The organism is Chitinophaga pollutisoli, assembly GCF_038396755.1.
Taxonomy (GTDB): Bacteria; Bacteroidota; Bacteroidia; order Chitinophagales; family Chitinophagaceae; genus Chitinophaga; species Chitinophaga pollutisoli.
The window spans coordinates 1,993,987-2,018,454 of the sequence record NZ_CP149822.1; the positions used below are offsets into that span (position 1 = coordinate 1,993,987).

The window sequence follows — 24,468 nt, forward strand, 5'->3', positions numbered from 1 at the left end:
CAAATGAAAGAAACAGACCCGTCCCGGCAACCGGGTATTTCCGCTTATTTAAAAAGTTACACCCACATCGAACACCAGGCGCTGGAAAAATTATTGGTGCGGAGGATGAAACAGGTTCGCAGTACTACAGATTACATCCGCCTTTTAGGATTGTTTTATTATTACTACCACGCGTTGGAATCCGCCATGGCGCCCTGGCTGGATATCCCCGACGCTCTTTCACGCAGGAAAGCCGCGTCCATCCTGGAAGACATTAAAGCGCTGGGGGGCGTGCTCCCGGAGACGGGCCTCCGACCGGAAGTCCCTCCTATTTCCGGACGCGCCGCCGCGCTTGGGGCGGCATACGTACTCGAAGGGTCTACTTTGGGTGGAATAATTATTGCAGGCATGATCAGCGGCCAATTGCGGATGCAGGCGGAGGAGGGGTTTTCCTTCTTTAACGGTTACGGTGCAGCTACAGGGGAAATGTGGAAAAAATTCCGCGAATATCTCGACACCCTGGGGGAAAATGACCGCCAGCCAGCCGCCGAAGCCGCCAAAAATACTTTCCTGACATTTAAAGATTGGGCGATCGCATATGAGCCAATATTCCAAATATGATTCGGAGTTCTGCGGGAACATTCCTATCCATATCATCAATACCGTTCAGACGTACGCCGTACTCGTGGTGCTGGACCACCAGCTCGTGATCCGGCAGGTCAGCGAGAACGTGGACGTCATCTTCGGAAAAAACGCGCGGGAGTTAATAGATATCTCCCTCCAGGAACTGACTAGCGAAGCGTTCGCGGAACAGATCGCCGGCTTGCGCGAGAATAATGGCGGACAGCGATTCACGACGAATTGGGACGGGCATTACGTGATCGCGCACTTCCAACCAGAACTGATCCTCCTGGAAATAGAAACCGGCATCGCCGCCCGCGAAGGCGCCACCTTCATGGAGCACTTCCGCGATATGCGGGAAACCATCCACCGGATCGATACCGCTAACGATGTACAAAGCGTTTGCACCGTGGCGGCGGACGAACTGAAAAAAGTCAGCGGTTTCGACAAGGTCATGATTTACGCCTTCGACAAAGACTGGAACGGGCATGTGATGGCAGAAGCCAGGGAGGAAGAAATGGAAGCTTATCTCAGATTCACCTTTCCCGCTTCCGACATTCCCAAGCCCGCCAGGGATATCTATAAAAATAATCCATACCGCTTCATCCCCGACCGCGACTTCGAGCCGGTGAAGCTGTACCCGGTCATCAACCCCGTGACGCATGCCTTCCTGGATATGTCGGATTGCAACGTGCGGGCCGTTGCGGCGGTGCATGTGGAATACCTGAAGAATATGAAGGTCGGCGCTTCGATGTCGGTCAGGCTGATGATCAACGGCGAGCTCTGGGGCCTGATCGCCTGCCACCATCGAACCGCCCGCGTGATCGACCACCAGCTGTGTACCAAATTGGAATTATTATCCACAATTATTTCGGCGCGGATCAACACCTTGCAGCTGCAAGGCTATTTCGACTACAATTCCCGGCTGAACAACTGTTATACGCAGGTGATCGCCAATATTTATAAAAACGATAAGCTGTCGGACGGTTTGGCCGCCGGCGATGGCGCGCCCATCCTCATGAACATGCTGCAAGCCACGGGCATGGCCGTGATCATGAACCGGGAAGTGCGTTTTTGGGGAACGGTGCCGTCAAAATCCGAGATCGAGGATCTTACGCTGTGGCTGCACCTGAAAGACGGCCGGCGCGTTTTCCATACCGATTCCCTGGCCGCGGCGTATGAGATTTCCGCTTCGCTCGCGGAGATCGCCAGCGGACTGCTGGCGATCCCCATCCAGGCGCAGCAGGACGAGTACATCCTCCTTTTCCGGAACGAGCATATTCAAACCACGCGTTGGGGCGGTAATCCGGAAGAAAGGATATTTTTTGACAAGGACCCGCAGATCTATCACCCGCGGCACTCCTTCAAGCTGTGGCAGGAGCATGTGAAAGGATACTCCAGCCCCTGGCGCCCCGAAGAAATCCAGGCCGCCGAAAACCTGCGGAGCTTCATCTTCGCATTCTTATCCCCCACGCAAGATAACCGTGACATATGACTATAGGCAAACCTCAGCATTACGTAGTAGCGATTGGCGCATCTGCCGGAGGACTGGAAGCCATCCAGGAATTCTTCGACAACATGCCCCATGCTGAGAACATTTCGTTTGTCATCATCCAGCACCTTTCGCCCGATTTCCGCAGCCTGCTGGTGGAACTGGTGGCGCGGCATACCCATATGCAGGTGGTGGAGGCATCGCACGACCAGCCGGTGCAAAAGGAATGCATCTACGTTATCCCCAACACCAAGCAAATCCGGATCGCCAGGGGCCGGCTTCAGTTATCGGACAAGGCGCATGACAAGTCGCCCAACAATGCGATCGACGTTTTCCTGCATTCGCTGGCCGACGACCGGAAGCAGCTGGCGATGGCCGTCATCCTTTCCGGAACGGGAACGGATGGGACCAGGGGCATTGCCAGCATCAAAGAAAACGGCGGCGCCGTTTTCGTGCAGGAGCCGTCATCGGCGCGGTTCGACGGTATGCCCAACAGCGCCATCGCCTCCGGGAATGCCGATATGACTGGCACGCCCGCCGAGCTGGCGGTATCCATCATAGAATCCATTTCCAGCACCGGTGAAATCAGGCCTTTCCCCGGCGAGCCCGACGAAAAAACGCTGAACGAAATCTTCCGGGTGATTGCAGCCTCGGAAGGACAGCACTTTCATTATTATAAAACACCAACTATCCTCCGCCGCATCTCCAAAAGGATGCAGCAGCACGAACTGCAGGACCCCGTCGAATACCTGGCATTCCTGCAGAAGAATCCGGAGGAAAGCAAGGCCCTGGCCCATGATTTCCTGATCAGCGTCACCCGTTTTTTCCGGGATAAAGACGCGTTCGCCGTGCTGGAAACGAAAGCGTTGCCGGCGCTGCTCACCGCCCGGCAACGCGAAGAACCCCTCAAGGTTTGGGTTTCCGCATGCAGTACGGGAGAAGAAGCGTATTCCATCGCCATCTTACTAGATATGGTGCTGGAAAGAATGGGAAAAAGCGTGGAGGTTAAGATTTTCGCATCCGACATCGATGCATCCAACCTGGAAATCGCATTCGCGGGCACCTATCCTGCCACCATCGCCAACGACGTTCCCAGGGACGTGTTGGAAAAATATTTCACCTACCGCGGGAAACAATATACCGTCATTCCCCGCATCCGGAAACAGATCGTTTTCGCCAGGCACGACATCACGCGGGATCCGCCTTTCATCAAAAACGACCTCGTTTCTTGCAGGAACATGCTCATTTACATGAATCCCGTGTTGCAGGACAGGGTGTACAACCTGTTGCAGTTCGCATTGAACAAAAGCGGCATCCTGTTCCTGGGGCCCAGCGAAAACCCTCCGCTGGCCAAGGGCATTCTTTCGTATATCAGCACTAAATGGAAAATCCTCCGTAAAGAACTGGATATCCGGCCACGGATCAGCCTGGCAGATACTTACCTGGCTCCCCACAAAGGGAATTACGAAAAATCAGGATCGGCGCGCCAGGCATTTGAGTCGAAAAGCCAGGCGGCGATCTGGACAGACACCCGCCGGGTGCTGACGGAAGACCTGGGATTCGTGGCCTGCTACATCGACCGCAACTTCGAAATCCGGGAAACGATCGGCAATTATGAACAGATGCTGGCGCTGCCTAAAAAGATCCTCAACCTCAACCTGGTAAGGATGCTCCCTGCGGCAACGGGCATGGCGATCGACAAAGCCATCCGCCAGGCATGGCGCAACAACAAACCGGAAACGCTGCACAACGTGCCGTTGGAGCGCGACGGGGCCACCAGCCTTTTGCAGGTTTCCATCCACCCATTATCCAACATACCGGATATGACGCTGGTGACGATACTCCGGAGCCCCGCGCCATCGTTGCTTCTACCGGCGATCCCCCCAACCGGGCATGTAGACCAGGGCTATATCCATGAACTGGAAAGTGAATTGAACGAAGTGAGGAATAACCTGCAGGAAGCGGTGGAAGAACTGGAAACCGTCAATGAAGAACTGCAAAGCTCCAACGAGGAGCTGCTCTCGTCCAACGAAGAGCTGCAAAGTTCCAACGAAGAGCTGCAATCGCTCAACGAAGAGTTGTACACGCTCAATACCGAGCACCAGTTGAAGATCAGGGAATTGCAGGAGCTGAACGATGATCTCAACAATTACTTCCGCAGCACCGATATCGCCCAGATTTTCCTGGACGAGCAGCTGAACATCCGCAAGTTCAACCCAGCCTCCACCCGCATGATCAACATCATCGAATCGGACCTGGGCCGGCCGATCGCGCATATTTCCAGCAATATCAAATACGACAGGCTGATCGAAGATATCATGCATGTGCTGCAGAACCGGGAAACCGTTGAAAAAGAAGTGCAGCTCACGCAGGGCAAGAACATGCTCATGCGCATCCTGCCTTATCTCACGCGCGAAAACAAACATGCCGGCATTATCATTACGTTTGTCGACATATCCGTTATCACGCAACTCAACAATATTATCCGGAGCGTATTCAATGCGAGCCAGAGCGCGATCCTGGCGCTGAAAGGAAGAGCGTCGGAACATGGCGACATCATGGACTTCAGCATCACGACGCTGAACCGGACGGCAAGGGAATGGTTTGGCGGCAACAAAAGCACGCTGGAAGGAGAATCTCTCCGCGAAGCCATTCCCGAACTAATGAAAGATGAGCTGTTGCAGGAATATTTGCAGGTGATCAAAGACGACCGGATCCTGCAGCGCGACGTGTACATCGATACCCGGCAGGCCTGGTACGAACTCAGCGGCGTGCGGATGCCGGGCGGGATGGTCATCACCTTCACCGATATTTCGGACAAGAAGCGCTCCCTGCAGAAAATCCGCCAGAACTACGCGGAGCTCACCGAAGCCAAGGAAAACCTCCGCCGGCTCAATGCAGAGCTGGAAGATAAAGTGCGCAACCGCACCAGGGAGCTCGCCTTCAGCGAAGAACGCTTCCGGATGGTGGCCAAAGCCACCAACGACGCATTGTGGGACTGGAACCTGACCGACGACCGCATGTGGTGGAGCGAGGCGTTCGGCAAACTTTTCGGGCACGAAAGCAAAGACATGTCGCGCCGCGACAGCACGCAGTTCATCCATCCGGACGACCGCAACATGGTGTCTGGCAGCATATACGAAGCCATCAACGACGGCAAGAACCAATGGAGCCGGGAGTACCGGCTGATAAAAAGCGACGGGCACTACGCCAGTGTGCTGGATCGCGGGTATATCCTCCATAATGAGTTCGGCGTGCCTTACCGGATGCTCGGGACCATTATGGACCTTACGGCGCTCAAGGAAGCGGAATCGGCCATCGCCACCAATATCGCGGAAAAGCAATTCCTCGCCGAATCGATGCCGCTGGTGGTGTGGACGTCTACCCGGCCGGGGGTGCTCGATTTCGTTAACCGGCAGTTCGAAATGTACACGGACATGGGTTACGATGAAAGTATCGGGGAAGGATGGAAAAGCGCCGTTCATCCGCAGGACCTGCCGCCTTTGATGAATTATTGGCGGGAAGCCGGCCTTACCGGGCAGGATTTCACGACCGAAATCCGGGTGCGCAATGGCGCGGACGGCTATCACTGGAACCTGTTGCGGGCGAAATCCCGCAAATCCGGCGGCGATATCGCTCCCGGATGGGTGATCACGCTGGTAGACATCCACCAGCAAAAGGTGATTAACGAAATCCTGGAGGAGAAGATCATCGACCGCACGCGGCAGCTCCAGGAATCCAATGAGCAGCTGGAAGCCAGCAACAACGAGCTGCAGCTCTTCGCCTCCGTGGCCTCGCATGATCTCCAGGAGCCGCTCCGCAAGATCCATATGTTCTCTAAGATGGTGCGCGACCGGCATATGGAAGACCTGCCGGAAACCACTGTCACTTACCTGAACAAGATCATGAACGCCGTGGTGCGGATGAAATCGCTCATGGTCAATATCCTCAACTTCTCGAAGCTTTCCGCCGCTGCCGGCGGTTATGAGTGGGTGGACCTGGAAGCTGTTTTGGCCGACGTACAGGAAGATTTCGAGGTGCTGATCGGCGAGAAAAGCGCGGTCATTGAAACGAAAAACCTGCCGAAACTGATGGCCAACGGCACGCAGATGCAGCAGGTGTTCCAAAACCTGTTGGGCAATTCTCTGAAATTCTGCTCGCCAGACCGGAAACCCGTTATCTCCGTTTCCGCGGTCCGGATACAGGAAAAATCATTTGCTGCCCCTCCTGACCCCGAAGGAAACTGGTATGCCATAACGATCCGGGATAATGGGATCGGGTTCGACGAACAGTTCAAAAACCGTATATTTGACCTCTTCCAGCGCCTCAACTCAAAAGATCAGTATGAAGGGACCGGCATCGGGCTGGCCATCATCAAAAAGATCGTGGAGAACCACCAGGGACTGATCTCGGCAGAAAGTAAAGGTGAAGGCGCTGCATTCCATATAATTTTACCTGTACGGCAGGATTAACCTAAGCGCAAACCATGACGAAATTCAGAAAAATATTGTTGGCGGAAGATGATGAGGATGACAGGATGATTTTCGAGGAGATCGTCAGACAGTTACAGGGGCGGCACGATTTTGATTTCGAAATGGTGGAAAATGGTTCGCTGATGATCCAGCTGCTGGATACGCTATCCGGCGGCGGCGGCCAGCTCCCGGCGCTGATCGTGCTGGACCAGAATATGCCACAGATGAGCGGGCAGGAAGCCCTGGCGTACGTTAAAGCCAGTCCCCTGCTGAGCGGTATCCCCGTAGTCATCTTTTCGACATATAACGATAACCGGCTGATGAAGGAGTGCATCCAGCTGGGGGCCGTCCGCACGATTACCAAACCCGATTCCTATGAAGGTTTCCACGACGTGATAGAGCTCCTGGTTACGGAATTTGTCGTAGACGAAAAGTTACCGTAGCGTTGCTTTCTATCTATGCGATCAATGATACCACCTGCTCATTTCCCGAATAGCCATCCGGGGGAACGGCTTACCTGGAATTGAAATTTACCCTCGCGGAAGACTTGCTGGAACATCTTCCCGGTTATGCACTGGTGATCGAGCCCTACCATGAACTGGAAGCGGCTGGAACAGATAGATGTGCTGATATATGTCCCGATTGAAAAACAGGATTTCTGTACCAACGAAGAAACGCACCTGGCGGAATTAAGGTACGCGGTCGATGATATCCTGCAGGACTGGCTGCCGGATTTCAATATGAAGATGATCGAAGTAGCAGGCGATGTGAAGACGCGAAGGGAGCAGGTGCTTGCGATGATCAGGTAAGCGCGGCCGCTATATAAAAAAGGCCGCCTTGCGGCGACCTGGCACATAGGATAAACTGAACGGGATTACGTTACCTCACCCTGTCCGGAATGAAGAACATCCTGGAAACTTCGAGGCCGTATTCGCCGGGCGTTACGAAAAATTGTTGCACTACGCCCCGCTCTGCCAACAGGGGCAAAAGCATCCCGCCTGCCGAAAGACGGCTTTGGTTTTCGGAGTCGCGGAAAGCCCATTGATCCGTGGTGCCGGTTTTGGTGAAGCACACATAAGCCTTATCGTACATGGTCTTGTCGGCGAACCATTCCGATCCCGCGAAATCTCCATATACCCACCCATTCGCTTTAACGTTTTTAGCGAAGTAAACGCGGTGCTCCTGCCCGGTGGTCTCATCCAGCCGGTACAGAAAAATATCGAACGGTTCATCCCCTTCCATATACCGCACATAAAAACCCAGCTTGTTCGTATTCGGATCAGGGACAGGCGGCTGAGAGGGTATCTCCTTTCCATCGATATACACGAAATTAAAATGTGCTTTTGAGCCGGCAGCAGGAAGCGGCTTGCTGAGAACAACGGCCTTCGTCACGGTATCCGTGATAACCAACATCATGTCCTTCCGTTTAGGATCATAGCGGTGAACGGCATAAAATTGCAGGATAGAAGCCGGCTTTATAATGTAGCTTCCGTTGCTCACCGTTACGTCATACACGGACGTATCCACCGACACTTGCAACGCATACCCGGAGCCGTTGTAACCTGTCACGACAACCTGCATCGCCTTTCCCATGGCCATTTCGTCTTTACCGCAGGCGAGAAATACCAGTGGCATCAAGCCAAGCAGTAAAACGATCAATCTGTTTCTAAGGATCTTTTGCATGATAATCATATTTATAATTCCAGGTTCTTCACGAAAGTCATCGTCGATCCGGAAGGATTTTCAGTGATAATATATAGTTTGGAGGAGGCCAGGTTGGCGTTGGGCTTCGGTGCGGATGTTGTAATGTTCCAGTTATAACCGGTTCCCGCGGTATAGAACTCGTTGGTACCGGCCTTATAGATATAGATAACAAGCAAAACGGCGGTAGGCTGGCCATTGTAAGTTTGTCCGGATGTAGGGAACGGATCGATGGTGATCGTTTCGCAGAATTCACCCGGCATTACATTCTTTACCCGCGCCAGCTCTTCGAATACTTTTGGCGTAAAGTAAAGCTTACCTACCGCAAAATCCACCGGGCCGTCGTACTTCGTCATAACGGGCATCCACATATAGGTGAGCTTGATCTTCCCTTCCTCGAAGGTGGGCGGTTCGGGCATATCCCCGACTTTACCATTGAGGTAAGAGAAATTGACTTTCAGGGAACCATCATCCTTCCTCAGCTCTTTTTCCATGATCACCTTCCCCGTTCCTTCCCGAACGGTCACCTTCACGCTTTTCTGCCCTTCAGGGAAAGTATAGGCGTCACTAACATTAAATCTCCCGTTAACGAGTTCGATTGTTTTGGACAGGGTATCCACCTGCACCCGTAGCGATTGCCCGCTGCCGTTGAAACCTGAAAAGCTGATGGGCGTCATATCGGGATTATAGAGAAAATCATCGCTTTTATTGCAGGCGGAAGCGAAAAACGCGAGGAACGCCAGCAATGCAATACGTAAATTGATCGTTTTCATGGTTTGATGTTTGTAAGTCCGGAAAATCAGAATGTGTAACCGATAGAGAGGCTGAACGAGGTACCCACTTTACGGATGAAGGTGTCCTGGTCGCCGATCCTGCGTTTGGTTTTCCCGCCGTCCGCGCTTTCCAGGTATCCTGCTTCGTACTTCTGCGAGAAGCCGAATTTCCATTCATAGATATCGTTCCACTCTGTGGCGGGGATCGCGGAAGTTGCCATGCCGGCCCATTTATCCTGAAACTTGTAGGTATCGTCGCTGTTGATGTAAAAGCGGTAAGCGCTGTTGGTAAGATTGCTCATATTGAGGCGCACCATCAGCTGCCTGTTTTTGAGGAAGGCGTAGCTCAGCTGTGCATCGAGCTGATCGCGGGGGCGTTCGTACTCCACGATATTGGGTGACAAACCGGTGGTGAAGGTTTTGTAGCCCATGTGGTTGAACGCCAGGTTGGCGCCGAGGCGCTTGCCTGCGTATTGCATGGCGATGTTATACAACACGGGCACCTGACCATAGAGGGGCCGTTTTTCCTTCATCAGCTTCTTGGTGCGGTAGGAATATTTGTAACCATATTTATCGTCCGCCAGCCCCTGCCCGCCGAACTGGGCAGCCTGTACCGTCGAAGTCTGCATCGTTATATTGCCGCTCAGGTAGATATCCTGCAGGAACTTCCAGGCGGGATTGATGAATCCGAAGTTTTTGCGGATATCAAATTCCCATCCATGCACTTTAGCCCATTCGGAGTTATTGGTTTTAACATATACCCTGCCGGTGGCATCGGGCTGGTCGCGATAGATCTCAACCGGTTTATCAAAGTATTTATAGAAATAGCCGAAGGAGATGACTTCACCAGGATTGGGATACCATTCCAGGCGCAGGTCATAGTGGTCGATGAGGGTAGACAGTACGCCTTCGTTCATCCGATAGGCCCCCAGCGTGGGGTCATAGCGGATCATGCGGGAGTTTTCGATCAGCGAAGGGCGTACTACGCTTTGGGCGTATGCCCCGCGGATGTTGAAATCCCTGAACGGGGTGACAGTCAGGCTGGCAGAAGGCAGGTAGCGCCAGGCCGTTTCTTCGTTGGTCGGGTCGGCGAAGGCGCTGACGATCTTCCCGGTTTCCGGGTCTACATACCGGGTCTTTGCGCCTTCATTGATCAGCGTTTCGATCAGGAGATCGTTGGCGCCGTTGCGGATGCGTTCATATTTATAATATTCGGCACGCACACCCCATACCAGGCGCAGCCAATCGGTGAAGCGGTTATCGAGCATGAGGTAAACCGCCTTATTGGTATTTTCCCCTTCATAACCGCTGCGTGAGAAAGCAGCGGGGTAATACAGGAGGTCATTCAGCGGGTCTTTGTACTCCAGGAACTTATTCCATTCCTGTACTGGCATAAATCCATATACTCCGTTGGATGTGGGCAATACACCTATCGGGAGCACCATCCAGTCATAAAATCCCTGACGGTGCATATACTGAAATCCCGCTTTGGCGATCTGTTTATGTCCCAACAATTTGGCCTGGTAGCTGAGGGCGCCTTCCGCGATACGGTTGGTTTCTTCATACAGGTATTGCGCACGGTTAAAGGTACCGGTGCCGGGTTGGTTGATAGCGGAAGGGCCTACATTGTAGACCGTCTCGTTCAGGGTCTTAATGGGTGCCAGCCAGGCTTCCACCGCATCCTTCTCCACGTTGGTCAGCTTGTTACGCGCAACGTTCCATTCGAATCGGAAATTGCCGAAGGTATGATCGCCGTTGATGCGGTTCTGCAACATATCCATGAACTTAGGGCGATCATACTCACGGATAGCAGGAAGCTCGCCGTAACCGATCTCATTGCCCCAGCCAACAATCCGGGAGAACTGGTTATTGAAAACGCGGGAGTAAAAGTTGCGTACGGTGATCTTGTGTTTTTTGGAACTCCAGCCCGCATTCAGCAAAGCCCCCCAGGTCGTATTAAAATTATACTGGGTGGAATAGGTCGGATCTATTTCCGCGCCTGTAACAGCGTCATATACACGGTTATTCAGCTTCTCCCAATTCCCCCTTTCAAAATGGGAGATATCATCAATCGACTGCTCATTCCGGTAGCTGATGGAACCAACGAAACCGATGCGGCTATTTTTGATATTGTAGCTCCTTCCGAGACTGAACTGGTAGTTCTGTCCAGGTGCGGCTTTGTAGCGGCGGGTTCCCATCCGCTCCAGTCCACCAATCCTCTTATTCTGCTCCGCGATCTGCTCCGGTTTAATCAGCGTCTGACCGGGTTCCGGGGTAGCGTAGGGATTATTGGGGTTGTAGTTCCTGCCGTCGAACAGGATCATGTTGTCGGGAAAGTGTTCACGGCCGCCATCGTCGAATCCGAGGTAGTCGGTCTTACCGCGTCCGTAACCCAGGAATTCTTTCCCGGTAACGCCGGAAATATATTTACTGCCTACGCTGATAGTGGTAAAGTTCTGATGAGGGATGGCGAAAGTATTTACCTGGACGAGACCGCCGCCGAAGCCGAAGCTCATGTCTGGCGTGGAGGTCTTGGACACCACTACGTTATCGATCAGGTTATTGGGAATGATATCAAACTCGAAATCCCGAACCTGCACGTCTGTACTGGGCAGGATGGCCCCGTCCATCATCGCGAGGTTGTACCGTTCCGCGATACCGCGGATCACGACGCGGCGGTTATCATTGGTGCTGACGCCGGAGATCCTTTTGAGGGTTTCGCCGATATGCTTGTCGGGCAGCACGGAGATCTGTTCGCGGCTGATACCGTTTGAAATACCGGCTTCATTTTTCTGCCGGGCGTACAACGACGCTACAGACTCACGGCTGGCGGAAGAGGTAACCACCACCCCGCTCAGGGTACTTTTCTGCCTTTTCAGCGTTACGTTCAGATCGAAGGTCTGCCCGTCTTTCACTACGATATCCGTGATGCGTTTGGCGCCGTAGCCGATGGAAGATATTTCCGCCTCGTACTTCCCGGGCGGCAGGGCAATGACGAAAGAGCCGTCCGCCTTGGTGGTGGTACCCTTATTCCCCACGCGAACGGTTACGAAAGGAAGTGCCTCACCGCTGGATTCGTCGATCACCTTGCCAGAGATGCGGCCGTCCGCCCGTTGCGTAACCGGCGCCGGTGCGTCGTTAACGGCAACCGGTTTGAGAATGATAGCGCCCATATCGCTGGCGCTGTGTGTAATACCCAGCGCAGATTGCAGGGTGTTCAATAATTCTTTGATGGAAGGATGGCCGTTTTTAAAATGCAGGGGTTGCTCCAGCCGTCCGCTCACTTCCTTTCCGAAAGTAAACTGAACGGACTCCGCCTTTTCGATCAGGGCGATCACTTCCTTCCCTTTCAGCTCAGTCCTGGGCAGCGTGATCAGCCGGGCCATATCCTGGGCCCTTGAGCCGCCGGAAGCCAGCAGACCGGCAATAAAAACAACGATACAATGTATCTTGATTTGCATAACTTTAGGTGATTAAATGTTGCTTCGCTTTTTGGTGCGGTACGTTTAACAATGGCTGTCCTGGGTGGTGAGATACCCCGGCAGCGTGAGCCGGCCTGCTACCACAGGCCGGTTTCTTTTTGGCGTAATTCTCAGTGCATGCGTTCGATAGCTTTTAGCGTGGTTAGTAAATAATGATGTTGTTACGGTCCTTTTTATAGCGGAAACCCAGCGTCTGCGAGAGTAACGAGACCGCTTCCCCGGCAGAAAGGTTCCTGAGGCGGATGGTGACGGGTTCCGTTTTCCATTTTTCGTTGGTAATGGTGATGGGGATGTTGTACCAGCCGGACAATGCCTGCACTACCTCTTCCAGCGGCTCCTGGTGGAAGACCATGCCTTTATTCCACCATTCACAGAGCATGGCGGCATTCACGTCATCGATAGAGAAGTCTTGCCGCTGCACATGCAGCCTAAGCCGTTTGCCGGGCGTCAGCTCAGCCAGCGGGCGACCGTCGAAATGCACGCCAACTTTACCCGTTCGCACAGTTATGGCGGCATGCAGGCTGTCGGTCGCCATCACTTCGAAGGATGTGCCCAGTACTTTGGTGACTATCTTTCCCGATGTCACCTGGAATGGCCGGGCAGCATCGGCCTTCACTTCGAAGAACACCCGTCCGGTTAGTGCGATGCGCCGGTCTTTGGTATTGTAATCGTCGGGAATGGTCAGCGTGGCACCGGGGAACAGATGGGCCACGGTGCTATCGGGCAGGGTTACTTTCTTGTGGGAACCCGGTTGGGCAGAAATAGTCTGGACTACGGGCAGGTGGTCGGTTGCAGGCCGCAGCCAAAGGGCGCACGCGATCAGGATTGCCACGGCTGCCGCATAGGCCAGCCATTTGCTGGAAACAGGGAAAATCCGCGCGGGCCTGGCGGACTGCCAACCGGCGCGCGCGGCGAAGGACTGCCACAAGCGGTCATGTACCGCGTTTTGGGTTTCGGGGGCGAGGGATTGGAGGTCTTCCGGCCGTTGCTGCAGCCACTGCTCCACCCAGGATTTTTCCGGATCGGTAGCCGTACCAGCGAGGTACCTGTCGATGATGTCTCCCAATTGTTCGATGTTCATATGGCAAGGAAGGTTTTCGTCCCTACCTATATGCGTGTGAAAGGGGTGATTTCAACCATCGGCAAATGTTACCAAATCATTACCAAAATGGATGGCTTAGAAATGCTGGAAGAAAATAGCCGTGAGCATGGCTTCTTTGAGATGTTTGCGGAGTTTGTGATAGCTGGCATTCAGCTGGTTACGGACCGTTTGTTCGGAGACGTCGAGGAGCCGGGAGATTTCCCTGACGGAGAGGTCTTTTTCCTGCCGGAGGCGGTACACCTGCTGCATTTTCTCCGGCAGTCGTGATACTTCCGCCTCTACGAGCGACTGGAATTCCTTCAGCTGAAGGGGATCGAGGAATGAGATGAAGGCAGGCAGGACGGTTTTCTCCAGTTCTTCCTTCCTGCCTGCCAATTTACTGGCCCTGGAGAGGAAGGCCAGCACTTCATATTGCACAGCAGCGTGGAGATAAGCGGCCAGGGTGGTGGTTATGTTGACGGTCGCTCGGCGCGACCAGAGGCTGATCATTACATCCTGCACAACATCCTGCGCATCGGATTCGGATGGCAGGCGGTTGAGGGCGTACACGTAGAGCTTTTCCCAGTACCGGTCGAACAGGACTTTAAAGGCAGCGCCATCGTCCTGGCGGACACGTTGCCATATATCTAAATCAGTAAGCGCGCATGTCTGCATAAAAACAAAACATTGGAAAAGGCCGCCTAAAAGTACACGACTTTCCAACATGCGGATCTGTTCGCCGAAAATTTCATTATCATATAACTCAGCCGCCTGCGGCCCCTGGAGTTGCAGGGCGAGCACCTTGGAACGATTACCGATTTCCCCGGTCACCTCAGTGCGGTAGTTTCTCCCTAAAATATCCGTACGTCCATGTGCCGGCGATAGCGCTCAGCAGGACTACCGCCACAACCAGGGCCCCGGTTCCGATCTGGGCGAACAAAGGCCCGGGGCATGCGCCGGTGAGCGCCCATCCCAAACCGAAAATGAATCCTCCATAGATCTGCCCTTTATTGAATTTCTTGGGATGAAATTCGATCTGCTCTCCATGAATCGTTTTTATTTTTAATTTTTTGATCAGCCAAACGGAAATGGCACCGACCACAATGGCCGTACCGATAACCCCGTACATATGAAAGCTTTGCATCCTGAACATCTCCTGGATACGGAACCAGCTGATGATTTCAGCCTTTACGAAAACGACACCAAACAGTATTCCCACTGCAAGGTATTTAAGATTATACCACCAGGGATGCACTTTTTGGGATTCGTTAATGCAAATCGTATCCTGTGAACGTATTTCCATGTCGCTTTGCTGCGCTGTCTTATATGTAGTTGAATCCATGTTTTCTAATTTTACAATTGAAGGATGAAAGGCAAGATCAGATTTGCCATGATAAAACCGCCAGCCATGAACATGATCGTGGCAACTAACGAGGGCCATTGAAGATTACTCAATCCCATTATAGAATGCCCGGATGTGCAACCGCCGGCATATCGCGTACCGAATCCTACCAGGAATCCGCCCCCTACCAGCATAATCAGCCCCCTCAAACTGAAAAGGCTCCCGAAGGAAAAAGTTCTGCCGGCAGCAGGCCCGTGTGATCTGATATCCCGTAACCAGCCAGTTCACTGGCGAGCGCGGGATGGATTTCGACCGGACTGATGTTGGGAATCAACTGAGCAGCTATAATGGCCCCCACGATGATCCCTCCCACAAAGAAGAAATTCCATATTTCCTTTCTCCAATCATATTGAAAAAACTTGATACCGGAAGGGAAACAGGCCGCGCATGCATGGCGGAGATTGGCGGAAATACCAAAATGTTTGTTGCCCAGTATCAATAGCGCCGGTACGATAAGCCCGATCAAGGCTCCAGCAATATACCATGGCCAGGGTTGTTGTAAGACATGCATTATTTATTGTGTTTATTTTGCAAGTTAATGGGTAAATGAGGCGCCGTCGGTGACCTGAATCACTGACCGGCAGCCCGGCACATCAGCGGCAACGCGACCGGCCTCTCACCGGGCACGACGCACCGCTGCAACAGCCTGCGTTAAAAATACCCATCAACATGAGCATCACGCCTGCAACACCCAGCAGCAATTGCTGGTCGACAATAGCATAAATCACCGCAGCCAAACCGACCGCCAACCTGACGAACCGCATAATTGTCCAGTTCTTTAATTGGAATAAATTTTTCATTGATAGTGCTTTAATGGTTTCCTTTTTCCAACAAGGCAGACTGCAATGCCGCTATACCGCCGCCGTTGTAGATTTCTTTATAACCCTCTTTTTGTAATTGAGAAACAGCCATTCCACTCCGGCTGCCGCTTCTGCAATAAAATATTACCGGCTTTTCACCGAGGCCGCGTATCTCCTGCTTTCTGTTGAAAATATCAGGGAGCGGAATATTGAGGGCACCCGGAATATGGCCTTCCTGGTATTCATCCGGTGTTCTGACGTCGACGAAAATTGTTGTATCGTCTATTAACTCTGCTATTTTCATAATTTTAACTATAAACATGTTGATAAATGATTTTTAAATGGGTTTTATTGGGCTACAGGTTTTCCTGCTTCTATCCATTTATGCATACCTGATGCGAAATTCAGGATGTTCGTGTAGCCTTTTTTTGCCAGCAGGGAATACCCGATAGATGACCGGTCACCTCCCTGACAATGAATAATTACTTTCTTATCCTTGCTGATTTTGTCGAGATTATTCAACAGATTGCCGACAAAAACATGTTCAGCCTGCGGAATGTGCCCGGCATTATATTCGGTTGCTCCCCGCAGGTCAACCACCTGTATTCCGTTTTGTTCATACAGGCTTTCAAATTCATGCAACGATATTAACTGTGCGTGATCGAGCCGCTCACCCGCCTGCTGCCAGATTTCCAGGGAAGGTATATAACCATATATGTTATCCAGCCCAATACGCATCAATTTACGGGTCAGATCATCCAACTCGTGGGGCGCAGCAATTAATACAAACGGCGTATCATAATCCAACAGCCAGCCAGCCCATGTATTGAAGGAATTATTGTGCTGGATATTGATACTGCCCGGGATATATCCTTTGGCGAACTCAGACTTATTCCGGGTATCGATTACTATATATCCTTTTTCGCGCGCGGATTTCAGTTCTGTATAATTTAATTCCCTGATCTCCGGCACCTTCGTCAGCAATGGCCGGGACACCTTGTTGAGTTGCTTCATCTTCGCAAAATAACGGGGTGGCTCGGGTTGGTCCGCCAACAGATACCGGACGAAACCTGCTTCATCTTCTTCAAACCGGAATGCCCAGTTTCTTACAATTTCATATCCGGTAGTGGTGGAAGGCACTGTTCCCAGCGCCTTGCCGCAGGCAGAGCCGGCTCCATGGCCGGGCCATACCTGAACGAAAGGTGGTAAGGCACTGAATTTTTTAAGCGAAGCGAACATCTGGTGCGCTCCCGCCTCCTGCGTCCCTTTAAGACCGGCGGCCTTTTCTAAAAGATCGGGCCGGCCGATATCTCCTACAAATACGAAGTCCCCGGTAAACAACATGACGGGCGCTTCACTTGCCGGATGATCGGTTAGCAGGAAGCTAATGCTTTCCGGGGTATGTCCGGGTGTATGCAGTACGTCAAATGTGAGGTTTCCCAATTGAATCCTGCTGCCGTCTTTCAGCCCAATGTGATCAAACTCATATTGCCAGTCAGGTCCGCCTTCATCGGACAGATACAGGTCCGCACCGGTGAGTGCAGACAATTCTCTCGCTCCAGAGAGGAAATCGGCATGGATATGCGTTTCCATAACATGGGTGATTTTCATTTTCTGCTCCTGTGCGATTTGTATGTAAGTGTCTACATCCCTTTTAGGGTCGATTACCGCGGCGATACCAGCCTTCTGACAACCGATGAAGTAGCTCCCCTGTGCGAGGCCCCGATCATAAATATGTTGAAAATACATCGTCAATTATTTTTTGTTTCCACAAAGATCGAACACCATTCTTTTACCGTCGGTGATATGTGTCACACACCGGGCATCAATACCGGTATGGGGCGTGGTGACTTGGGTCACTGACGAAAAGTGCGATGATTGTCAACTTTGCAAAAAACATCATTACATGGAATGGATTGGGTACATAGCCTCTTTGCTGATCGGTATGTCTTTGGGACTGATAGGCGGAGGCGGATCAATATTGACGATGCCGGTGATGGTATATTTTTTTGGGTTGTCTCCTGTGACTGCGATTTCATATTCATTGTTCGTAGTAGGTTCCACCAGCCTGGTAGGTGCCGCCAAACAATACAGGCAGGGAGCAGTAAACGTCAGGATGGCATTATTGTTTGCGGCAACTTCCATGATCACTGTTTTTCTCACCCGGAAATGGCTGGTGCCGCATATTCCTGAGCACATAGCCGATATTCATGGATTTCAGGTTACGGAGGATTGGCTTACTATGGTGTTATTCGCCGTACTGATGTTGATTTCGTCCGTTTTCATGGTACGGAAACAAAGGAAGGCTGCCAAGACTAAATTCGACTCCGGTCATACAAATATTTTTAAGCTCGTCCTGTATGGGACGGGCATTGGTTTGGTAACCGGGTTATTGGGTGCTGGAGGTGGCTTTCTGCTAATTCCTGCATTGGTGCTGCTATTGCATTTGCCGATGAAAGAAGCGGTTGGCACCTCCCTGCTCGTGATAGCGCTGAACTCGCTGATTGGATTTGCAGGAGATGTACATGCAGGTAATATCGACTGGCGTTTTCTACTTACCATAACCGGTTTGGCGATAGCAGGCATTCTGGTGGGAAGCTACCTCAACCAGTTGATCCCGGCAGGAAAGCTGAAAAAAACATTTGGATGGTTTGTACTGGTGATGGGGATTTACATTTTAATCCGGGAAATGTCGGGATTATCGTAATCCTGTTAAATTTTTCCGTACAAGGCAACCGTTGAATATGCAGCATTATTTTATCTATTAAGCGATAATCCAGGCAGCAGTCAGACAACTTCAGGATCATTGAAAACAAAAGGAAACTCGACTTAATAAATAAAATCAGCGCCAAGCAGGGGTGTCGGAGAAGATTTGCGGGATGGAGGCGATTATCGCACTTCTCTTATTGATACATTGTTCGGCTATCGAACCGAAAATATCAATCCGCTTTTCGTCCGAATCGCGCAGCTGCAGAGGGAATTGACTAAAAACGAAAAAGGGGACAATCACTTTTTAGATGATTTGTCCCCTTCTGCGGACCGGACGGGACTACGGGTATCAAATCGAAGTATGCAGCGGTTTACATAAGCTACCGTTACGGTGTTGATTTTCAACATTCTATAACACCGTTCTCTTTTCTTTCATAGTACCTTTATTGAGGTTGACAACATTGAACTCGACTAAAAAATCGACTAAACTATGTTGTTACCAATCAAACCGATCTGCCCAAAGAACAAGGTACGCCGGGATGGCACGGGGCTGATCTTCATCCAGTATTGCGGCGCCGACAATAAAAAGGTGCTGCTGAATACGGAAATCGCCATCCCTCCCAAATTTTGGAACCGGAAATTCCTCCGGGTTATGCCTGACCTACCGGCCCGATACGGAAGGGCCGCTGACCTGGGCGCGCGGCTGGCCTCCCTGCTGCGGATGGTAGAGGACATTATTTCCTATGCGGTGAAAGAGAAGATTCCGGATGTAGGCGCATTCCTGAAACAGACCTTCCGTCCGGACTTTGATCCTTCCGGTCTATTTGAGGCGGCGGAGCTGGCGGCGAAAACCAATCCCGGTATCAACCTCGATATCTATTTCCAGATCGAGCATTATATCCAATGCAAGACCGGGAAGGTGTCTCCGGCTACTATCAACGTGTTCAAGACCATGAAGGAGCATGTACTGGCTTACGAGACTTACCGGGAAGCCCCGATCACCTTTGATAGCTTCGATTACTCGTTTTACGAGGGGTTCGTGGACTTCCTGACCTACGAGTACATCCAACCCCGCCGGAAAATCCCTACAAAGGGGCTGCGGCTAGCTTCCATTGGCAAAACCGTGAAACACCTCCGCCTGTTCCTCCGCGACCGGATGCGCCGGAAGATCATCCCTCCCATTGACCTATCGGATTTCAAGATACTGGACGAGGATGCAGACGCTATTTACCTCACCTCGGCGGAGATCATGCACATTTACGGGCTAGACTTGGCTGACCGGCCAGACCTGGCCCCCTGCCGGGATTTGTTCGTTTTGGGGTGCCTTACGGGGCTACGTTTCTCGGATTTCACCTCACTGAAGGGTAGCGACATACGGAAAGGGATGCTACATAAGAAACAGGAGAAGTCGGATCATTGGGTGGTGGTGCCGCTACGGAAACAGGCGGAAGAAATATTTGTGGAACGGTTCCGGGAGGGAGTTCCGGTTTTCAGTAACGTGATGTTTAACCGGCTGATAAAGGAAGTAGCGAAGCTGGCGGGGATCGTGGAGCCGGTGCGGTTCACTCATAAGAAAGGAAACAAGGATATAGTGACGGTTCGCCCGAAATGGGGCTGGGTAACTTCCCATACCTGCCGCCGATCATTCTGTACGAATGAGTTTTTGGCGGGTACGCCGGTTGAATTGATTATGCGGATAAGCGGCCACAAGAGCCTCCGGGATTTTTATCGGTATATCCGGATCACGCCGGAGGAAGCAGGGCAAAAAATCAAGGCAATATGGCTAGAGCGCGGCGAAATAATCGATGCTTGATTAAAAGCGGGGAAGGATACTCCTTTCCCGCTTTTCTCACGAACAGTCCCATGTATAGAACACTGTGGAAAAATCACGTTTAGCCAAGTCATCGGGATGTATAAAAAAGTTTCCCACTCCCAAATCTCCCCACATTATGCGATCGTCTGAATCCATCTGGAATAATAACTTGAAATCCCTAATTGAATTATCATACTCCCGTGGATCAGTTTGAGTAAAATATGCGTAACCACCAAGTTTATGTCCAAACGGCGTAAATATATTTTGAGCCTTTTCTTCTAACGTTTCCTTGAGTGTGGGGTATTTACTGATGATACTCTCCAGATCAAATTCAGACATAAATCGGCTCTCATAGTCACCATATCCAACATACTCATGTTTTAGCTGAAATCTAAGTTCATGCGGTTCAAAAACGGGTGAATTACTATTTTTTAACACCTCATCGAGAAATGACATATCATCCTCAGGCTTTTCAACTTGCCGCTCTGTAAAGAATAATACTTTGAAATCACTTTCGGTTCCGTTATCCAACTCCAAGCCGTACGTATAGGAATCACCCCCACCAATATAAAACTGCAAATACCCCGATTCAGGCAAAACGGATTGCGGCGGTAGCTCGCTACAGTTTATTTGGGCCAATGGAAACATATAATTACCGAGCCTGTCTAATGGATAGGGAAAACCTTTAGGTATACACGGATAATGACCGAATTTGCTTTGCTGAAGCGTTAAATTATCTGAGGGAGTTGCATTTATCGAAATAAATTCCTTCTCGGTTTTCTTTATTTCGTGCCAATGGTCGACAAATGCCTGAGGGATAATAAAGCCAGAAACAACCTCGATGTCGGCTAAGGGATCCTGCTTTTTATGATTATTGCTTTTTCCAAAAAGGTTTTTAAAGAAGGGCATTGAAGGGATTTCAGGTGTTTGGTATAGTTGTTTCGAAAAGTAAATTTAGGAATCCACGAACAAATATTTAGAAATTATTTAATCCCTCTCTACCTAAAACTAAGGGGGCAAGATTGCCCCCCTCCATGGAAAAGTATATATACGATATAAAGAAAATGGCTACAGCATAAAGTGATCGATCCGCTTTAATACGGACAATACTTCCTTCAATCCGTGGGCGTTGCATAGAAGTGAAAATGGAGGGATGTCTCCCAGCGACTGATTGCACTCCTTCATCCAGCCGTTAAACGTTCTCCTTTGGCCGAATAAGTCGTACCCGAAGGCATAGATATCAGCCAACTGTAAAATCGTATTACTGGCCTCTACCGGGAAAATCCTTGCATCCCTCCATTCCCGGAAGCCATCGCCGGTAATATTCAGGACAAAGCACAAATCAGTAATATCCATTTCAGTTACAATCAGGAAATCTTCTACCATATTGATGGTAAGGCCGGATTGAATGATTTCCGCCGCTCTCTCGAAGGTTAACGGATGTAATTGTTTGATTTGCCCGAACGTTTGCAGGGCGTGGAGTTCCAGCGTATCAGGTTGGTTCTGTTCCATGATAAATGGGTTTATGGTTGGTTTTTGAATTGACGGAACGGGTGAGGTGAACGGGAAAAGGCTTCCGCGCGGGAATTTGTGGAGGATTTTGCGCAAGGTTGGAAAGATGCTCTTTCAGGATTTGGTTAATCTTTGCCCTGTCGGAACGGGAGATTAGCTCCGGGTGTTTCATGTAGAAATCGAGGGTATCTTCCTCCCATCCGCATTCAATGCAAATCCGGGTTTGAAATATGTCACCGATCAGGTTGAGGACGGCAACGACTTTAGGGAGATTGTAACGGAACTTCGCTTGCTTCGCCATAGTGGTTGTTTTATACGGTGAAGGCGGCAGGCGGGGGAGGAAATAAAAAAAGCGTGAGCCTCTACTTGCCGCCCCAGGGTCTGGAATACCGGATGACGTAAGCGAGCACCCACGCCGTAGCGTGAGCACCACCCTTGTCTCTAGTATCCTTAGTTTTCCAGACCCTGGACTAGAATCAAAAGCGATTGCCTCAATTACTTGAAAGCAACAAAATTAATGATTTCCCGCCCGCTTGTATAAGGTGGACGGCTATTAATTCTGTATGCAATATAGGTGAAATAATTCACTGTACCCATACTTGGGTACATTATTTTTTGGGAAGTGTCGGAATTTCCGGGAATTATGCCCAATTCCGACGATAAATTCCTGATTGAGTTTGGCGCGCGCCTGCAGAAACTGCGGACGGCAAAGAAACTTAGCACCCGCGAGTTCGCCTACAAGGCGGAGATTTCACATAGCTCGGTCGGCAGGCTGGAGGCCGGGGAAACCAATCCCACGCTGACCACCCTCATAAAGCTGGCGGAGGCGCTGGAAGTTGACATGAACACGCTCACTGGCAAAAAGTAGGCAAGTCGCGCCCTTTGGGCAAGGGCCGATCAAACGCCGATGACCTGAACTAATGCCGACTGGCCCTTGCCTAAAGGGCGCAAGCCCGCGGCAGGCGAACAAATTTCTTCCTCATAGGCCCAATCCGCGGCTCCTCTTTACCCTCCGGGCCAAATCGACCCGCTCCCCGTTGAATCGCTTCTGAAACCCCGCAAATGAGAAATTCCGGTGGATATCGCTTCCCTTGAATGCATACTTCCCTTTCCTGAAGCTGATCCCGGTCACTTCGCCTTTCCCGTTCCGTTTATACATGATATCTATCCGGCTATGAGCCAGAACATTTTCCAGATGCACGAAACTCTTGCATAGCACCAGCGCGGTCGCTATGGCGGAAAAGATTTCCTCTTTCACGGCTTCCTCACTTCCACGCGCCGGAGGTGTTAGCTTCGGGGTACGTCCTTGGGCTACTTTCAGTCCGTGTTCCAAGGTAAGCGCCTGGGCAACCTTTTTCCCGCGAAGCCCTAGCCAGCTATCCGAAATAGCTTTTCCCTTCATGTTTACCAAATTGGCAATTATATGCAGGTGCTGGTGGGCCTTGTCAGAATGCTTGACGATGGCAAACTGGGTATCAGTAATTTTAAGGCGGTCAAGGTATTGGCATGCTATTAAGGTCATCAGGGATTCTGTAACCCTCTCCGATGGGTGAAAACTCAATATCCCATGAAAGACAGCGCGGTGCTTATTGTGAAGCCTGCGGCGATTGTCTTCAAAGTCAGCAGCCATATCCTTGGGGTTGGCTTCCCTTACGCAATTGACGTGGAGGATCTTCACATGGTCTTCCTTCCTGCATACGTACCGGCAGCATCCCGCGAAGGATTTTCCGGTAATTACCTTACTTATCACTACTTAACTTTTTAAGGATAGAGGCTAACTCCTGATAGGTGTGATAGAAGCCTTTACAGGCGTCAATATAGCCGGTAGCGTTGCATATTTTTGCCATCTGGTTAATGTTGTTCGCCATCCCGATTAGGGCCTGCCGGTACTGGCGGCCGTCCTCATCCAGCCGCGCGATCACCTTCCCCCGGAGGATAATTCCCCGCATGTAGGGCATTAGTTTTAGCCCGGCCTTGGCTGCCTGCTCCTTTATCTGGGCCAGTTCTTCCGCGTTCAACCTGATGCCGACCTGGTGCTGGCGTTTCTTTGGGCTGGGAGGACGCCCACCTTTCTTTGCACACATAAGCCAAAAAATTACAAGTTGCCCGCTGGCGGGCAACCTTTTGCGACCAGCGGGAGCAAAAGCGAGCGAGTTTTTGCGAAGCAAAAACACCGCTCGCTAATACAAAATCAAATGACAGGAGATGACTGCCCTGACGAACCATCCGGGTAGAGCAATTGCTGAATGTCGTTCCAGAGGAAATAAGCCCGCGACCGGACTTTATACCGCTTCAGCTTGCCACACTTGATCCAATCGTAGATGGTGGGGCGGGTAACTTGAAATAGCTGGCATACCTCGGCAATCTTTAGTAGGGGTTTGTAGGTAAGGCCGGGGGTAACAAACGTGGAGCCGCCCGCCGCAGGTTGTGCTTCCAACCGGCCGACTTCCTCCCGCACCAGCAAGCGCAACTTTTGCCAGAATACATCCGGTTCCAAAGGAAACAGCATTGGCGTGATGGGCATTTCATTCTTCGCACTTTCCATAGTTTACAGATTTAGGCTGTAAATATGGGGTTAGGGGGCCCGGAATCGGGTTAAGTATACTTATATTTGGTTAGAACGGTGAAAAT

At 51.2% G+C, this 24,468-nt stretch carries 25 protein-coding genes; 8 read left to right on the plus strand and 17 right to left on the minus strand.

What is annotated here, in order from left to right:
• Positions 1-3 precede the first annotated feature (3 nt).
• The 5 genes from WJU16_RS08160 (at position 4) to WJU16_RS08180 (ending at position 7,373) form a co-directional block, all read left to right on the plus strand.
• The gene (locus WJU16_RS08160; RefSeq protein WP_341837828.1) at positions 4-600 is read left to right on the plus strand and encodes a biliverdin-producing heme oxygenase; all 597 of its coding nucleotides are present in this window, start codon (positions 4-6) and stop codon (positions 598-600) included.
• Positions 578-2,095, plus strand: coding sequence for a GAF domain-containing protein (locus WJU16_RS08165; RefSeq protein WP_341837829.1), 1,518 nt, complete (start codon positions 578-580; stop codon positions 2,093-2,095). The genes WJU16_RS08160 and WJU16_RS08165 overlap by 23 nt, the downstream gene beginning before the upstream one ends.
• Positions 2,092-6,564 carry a chemotaxis protein CheB gene (locus WJU16_RS08170; RefSeq protein ID WP_341837830.1) on the plus strand — a complete coding sequence of 1,491 codons (4,473 nt, stop codon included), beginning with the start codon at positions 2,092-2,094 and terminating at the stop codon, positions 6,562-6,564. The genes WJU16_RS08165 and WJU16_RS08170 overlap by 4 nt, the downstream gene beginning before the upstream one ends.
• A 14-nt stretch (positions 6,565-6,578) precedes the next feature.
• Positions 6,579-7,007 carry a response regulator gene (locus tag WJU16_RS08175; RefSeq protein WP_341837831.1) on the plus strand — a complete coding sequence of 143 codons (429 nt, stop codon included), beginning with the start codon at positions 6,579-6,581 and terminating at the stop codon, positions 7,005-7,007.
• A 150-nt stretch (positions 7,008-7,157) separates the two neighbouring features.
• A complete protein-coding gene (locus WJU16_RS08180) occupies positions 7,158-7,373 on the plus strand; it encodes a hypothetical protein (protein WP_341837832.1) in 216 nt (71 codons plus the stop codon).
• Positions 7,374-7,443: 70 nt separating this feature from the next.
• On the opposite strand, the gene WJU16_RS08185 is transcribed toward WJU16_RS08180, so the two are convergent.
• The 11 genes from WJU16_RS08185 to WJU16_RS08235 all read right to left on the minus strand — a co-directional run bounded on the left by WJU16_RS08185 (position 7,444) and on the right by WJU16_RS08235 (position 17,552).
• The gene (locus WJU16_RS08185; protein WP_341837833.1) at positions 7,444-8,247 is read right to left on the minus strand and encodes a hypothetical protein; all 804 of its coding nucleotides are present in this window, start codon (positions 8,245-8,247) and stop codon (positions 7,444-7,446) included.
• 11 nt (positions 8,248-8,258) lie between these two features.
• On the minus strand, positions 8,259-9,038 hold the full coding sequence (locus tag WJU16_RS08190) for a hypothetical protein (protein WP_341837834.1): 780 nt from the start codon (positions 9,036-9,038) through the stop codon (positions 8,259-8,261).
• A 26-nt stretch (positions 9,039-9,064) separates the two neighbouring features.
• Complete coding sequence (locus WJU16_RS08195; RefSeq protein WP_341837835.1) at positions 9,065-12,499, minus strand: TonB-dependent receptor domain-containing protein; 3,435 nt, start codon at positions 12,497-12,499, stop codon at positions 9,065-9,067.
• 163 nt (positions 12,500-12,662) lie between these two features.
• Positions 12,663-13,601, minus strand: coding sequence for a FecR domain-containing protein (locus WJU16_RS08200; RefSeq protein WP_341837836.1), 939 nt, complete (start codon positions 13,599-13,601; stop codon positions 12,663-12,665).
• A 96-nt stretch (positions 13,602-13,697) separates the two neighbouring features.
• The gene (locus tag WJU16_RS08205) at positions 13,698-14,276 is read right to left on the minus strand and encodes a sigma-70 family RNA polymerase sigma factor (protein WP_341837837.1); all 579 of its coding nucleotides are present in this window, start codon (positions 14,274-14,276) and stop codon (positions 13,698-13,700) included.
• Positions 14,277-14,433: 157 nt separating this feature from the next.
• Positions 14,434-15,042, minus strand: coding sequence for a DUF6691 family protein (locus tag WJU16_RS08210; protein ID WP_341837838.1), 609 nt, complete (start codon positions 15,040-15,042; stop codon positions 14,434-14,436).
• Entirely contained in the window at positions 14,955-15,137 is a 183-nt protein-coding gene (locus tag WJU16_RS08215; protein ID WP_341838652.1) for a YeeE/YedE thiosulfate transporter family protein, read from the minus strand. The genes WJU16_RS08210 and WJU16_RS08215 overlap by 88 nt, the downstream gene beginning before the upstream one ends.
• A gap of 11 nt (positions 15,138-15,148) precedes the next feature.
• The gene (locus WJU16_RS08220) at positions 15,149-15,514 is read right to left on the minus strand and encodes a YeeE/YedE thiosulfate transporter family protein (RefSeq protein ID WP_341837839.1); all 366 of its coding nucleotides are present in this window, start codon (positions 15,512-15,514) and stop codon (positions 15,149-15,151) included.
• 82 nt (positions 15,515-15,596) lie between these two features.
• A complete protein-coding gene (locus WJU16_RS08225; RefSeq protein WP_341837840.1) occupies positions 15,597-15,803 on the minus strand; it encodes a hypothetical protein in 207 nt (68 codons plus the stop codon).
• Positions 15,804-15,813: 10 nt separating this feature from the next.
• Positions 15,814-16,107, minus strand: coding sequence for a rhodanese-like domain-containing protein (locus WJU16_RS08230; RefSeq protein WP_341837841.1), 294 nt, complete (start codon positions 16,105-16,107; stop codon positions 15,814-15,816).
• Between the two features lie 44 nt (positions 16,108-16,151).
• On the minus strand, positions 16,152-17,552 hold the full coding sequence (locus WJU16_RS08235; protein ID WP_341837842.1) for a rhodanese-like domain-containing protein: 1,401 nt from the start codon (positions 17,550-17,552) through the stop codon (positions 16,152-16,154).
• Between the two features lie 157 nt (positions 17,553-17,709).
• Between WJU16_RS08235 and WJU16_RS08240 the strand changes: the two genes are divergently transcribed.
• Positions 17,710-18,510, plus strand: a complete 801-nt coding sequence (locus WJU16_RS08240) for a sulfite exporter TauE/SafE family protein (protein ID WP_341837843.1) — start codon at positions 17,710-17,712, stop codon at positions 18,508-18,510.
• A gap of 492 nt (positions 18,511-19,002) precedes the next feature.
• The gene (locus tag WJU16_RS08245) at positions 19,003-20,325 is read left to right on the plus strand and encodes a site-specific integrase (RefSeq protein WP_341837844.1); all 1,323 of its coding nucleotides are present in this window, start codon (positions 19,003-19,005) and stop codon (positions 20,323-20,325) included.
• A gap of 36 nt (positions 20,326-20,361) precedes the next feature.
• Here WJU16_RS08245 and WJU16_RS08250 read toward each other — a convergent pair whose 3' ends face one another.
• The 3 genes from WJU16_RS08250 to WJU16_RS08260 form a co-directional block, all read right to left on the minus strand.
• Positions 20,362-21,234 carry a DUF1963 domain-containing protein gene (locus WJU16_RS08250; protein WP_341837845.1) on the minus strand — a complete coding sequence of 291 codons (873 nt, stop codon included), beginning with the start codon at positions 21,232-21,234 and terminating at the stop codon, positions 20,362-20,364.
• Between the two features lie 159 nt (positions 21,235-21,393).
• Positions 21,394-21,837 carry an antitoxin Xre/MbcA/ParS toxin-binding domain-containing protein gene (locus tag WJU16_RS08255; RefSeq protein ID WP_341837846.1) on the minus strand — a complete coding sequence of 148 codons (444 nt, stop codon included), beginning with the start codon at positions 21,835-21,837 and terminating at the stop codon, positions 21,394-21,396.
• Positions 21,818-22,138 (minus strand): hypothetical protein, encoded by a 321-nt coding sequence (locus tag WJU16_RS08260; protein ID WP_341837847.1) that lies wholly within the window; start codon positions 22,136-22,138, stop codon positions 21,818-21,820. The genes WJU16_RS08255 and WJU16_RS08260 overlap by 20 nt, the downstream gene beginning before the upstream one ends.
• Positions 22,139-22,480: 342 nt before the next feature.
• Here WJU16_RS08260 and WJU16_RS08265 point away from each other — a divergent pair, with 342 nt between their 5' ends.
• Positions 22,481-22,705, plus strand: a complete 225-nt coding sequence (locus tag WJU16_RS08265; RefSeq protein WP_341837848.1) for a helix-turn-helix transcriptional regulator — start codon at positions 22,481-22,483, stop codon at positions 22,703-22,705.
• Positions 22,706-22,816: 111 nt separating this feature from the next.
• On the opposite strand, the gene WJU16_RS08270 is transcribed toward WJU16_RS08265, so the two are convergent.
• The 3 genes from WJU16_RS08270 to WJU16_RS08280 form a co-directional block, all read right to left on the minus strand.
• Positions 22,817-23,587: a relaxase/mobilization nuclease domain-containing protein gene (locus WJU16_RS08270; protein WP_341837849.1), complete on the minus strand. Its 771-nt coding sequence runs from the start codon at positions 23,585-23,587 to the stop codon at positions 22,817-22,819.
• A complete protein-coding gene (locus WJU16_RS08275) occupies positions 23,577-23,921 on the minus strand; it encodes a plasmid mobilization protein (protein WP_341837850.1) in 345 nt (114 codons plus the stop codon). The genes WJU16_RS08270 and WJU16_RS08275 overlap by 11 nt, the downstream gene beginning before the upstream one ends.
• A 107-nt stretch (positions 23,922-24,028) precedes the next feature.
• Complete coding sequence (locus tag WJU16_RS08280) at positions 24,029-24,382, minus strand: helix-turn-helix domain-containing protein (RefSeq protein ID WP_341837851.1); 354 nt, start codon at positions 24,380-24,382, stop codon at positions 24,029-24,031.
• Positions 24,383-24,468 lie beyond the last annotated feature (86 nt).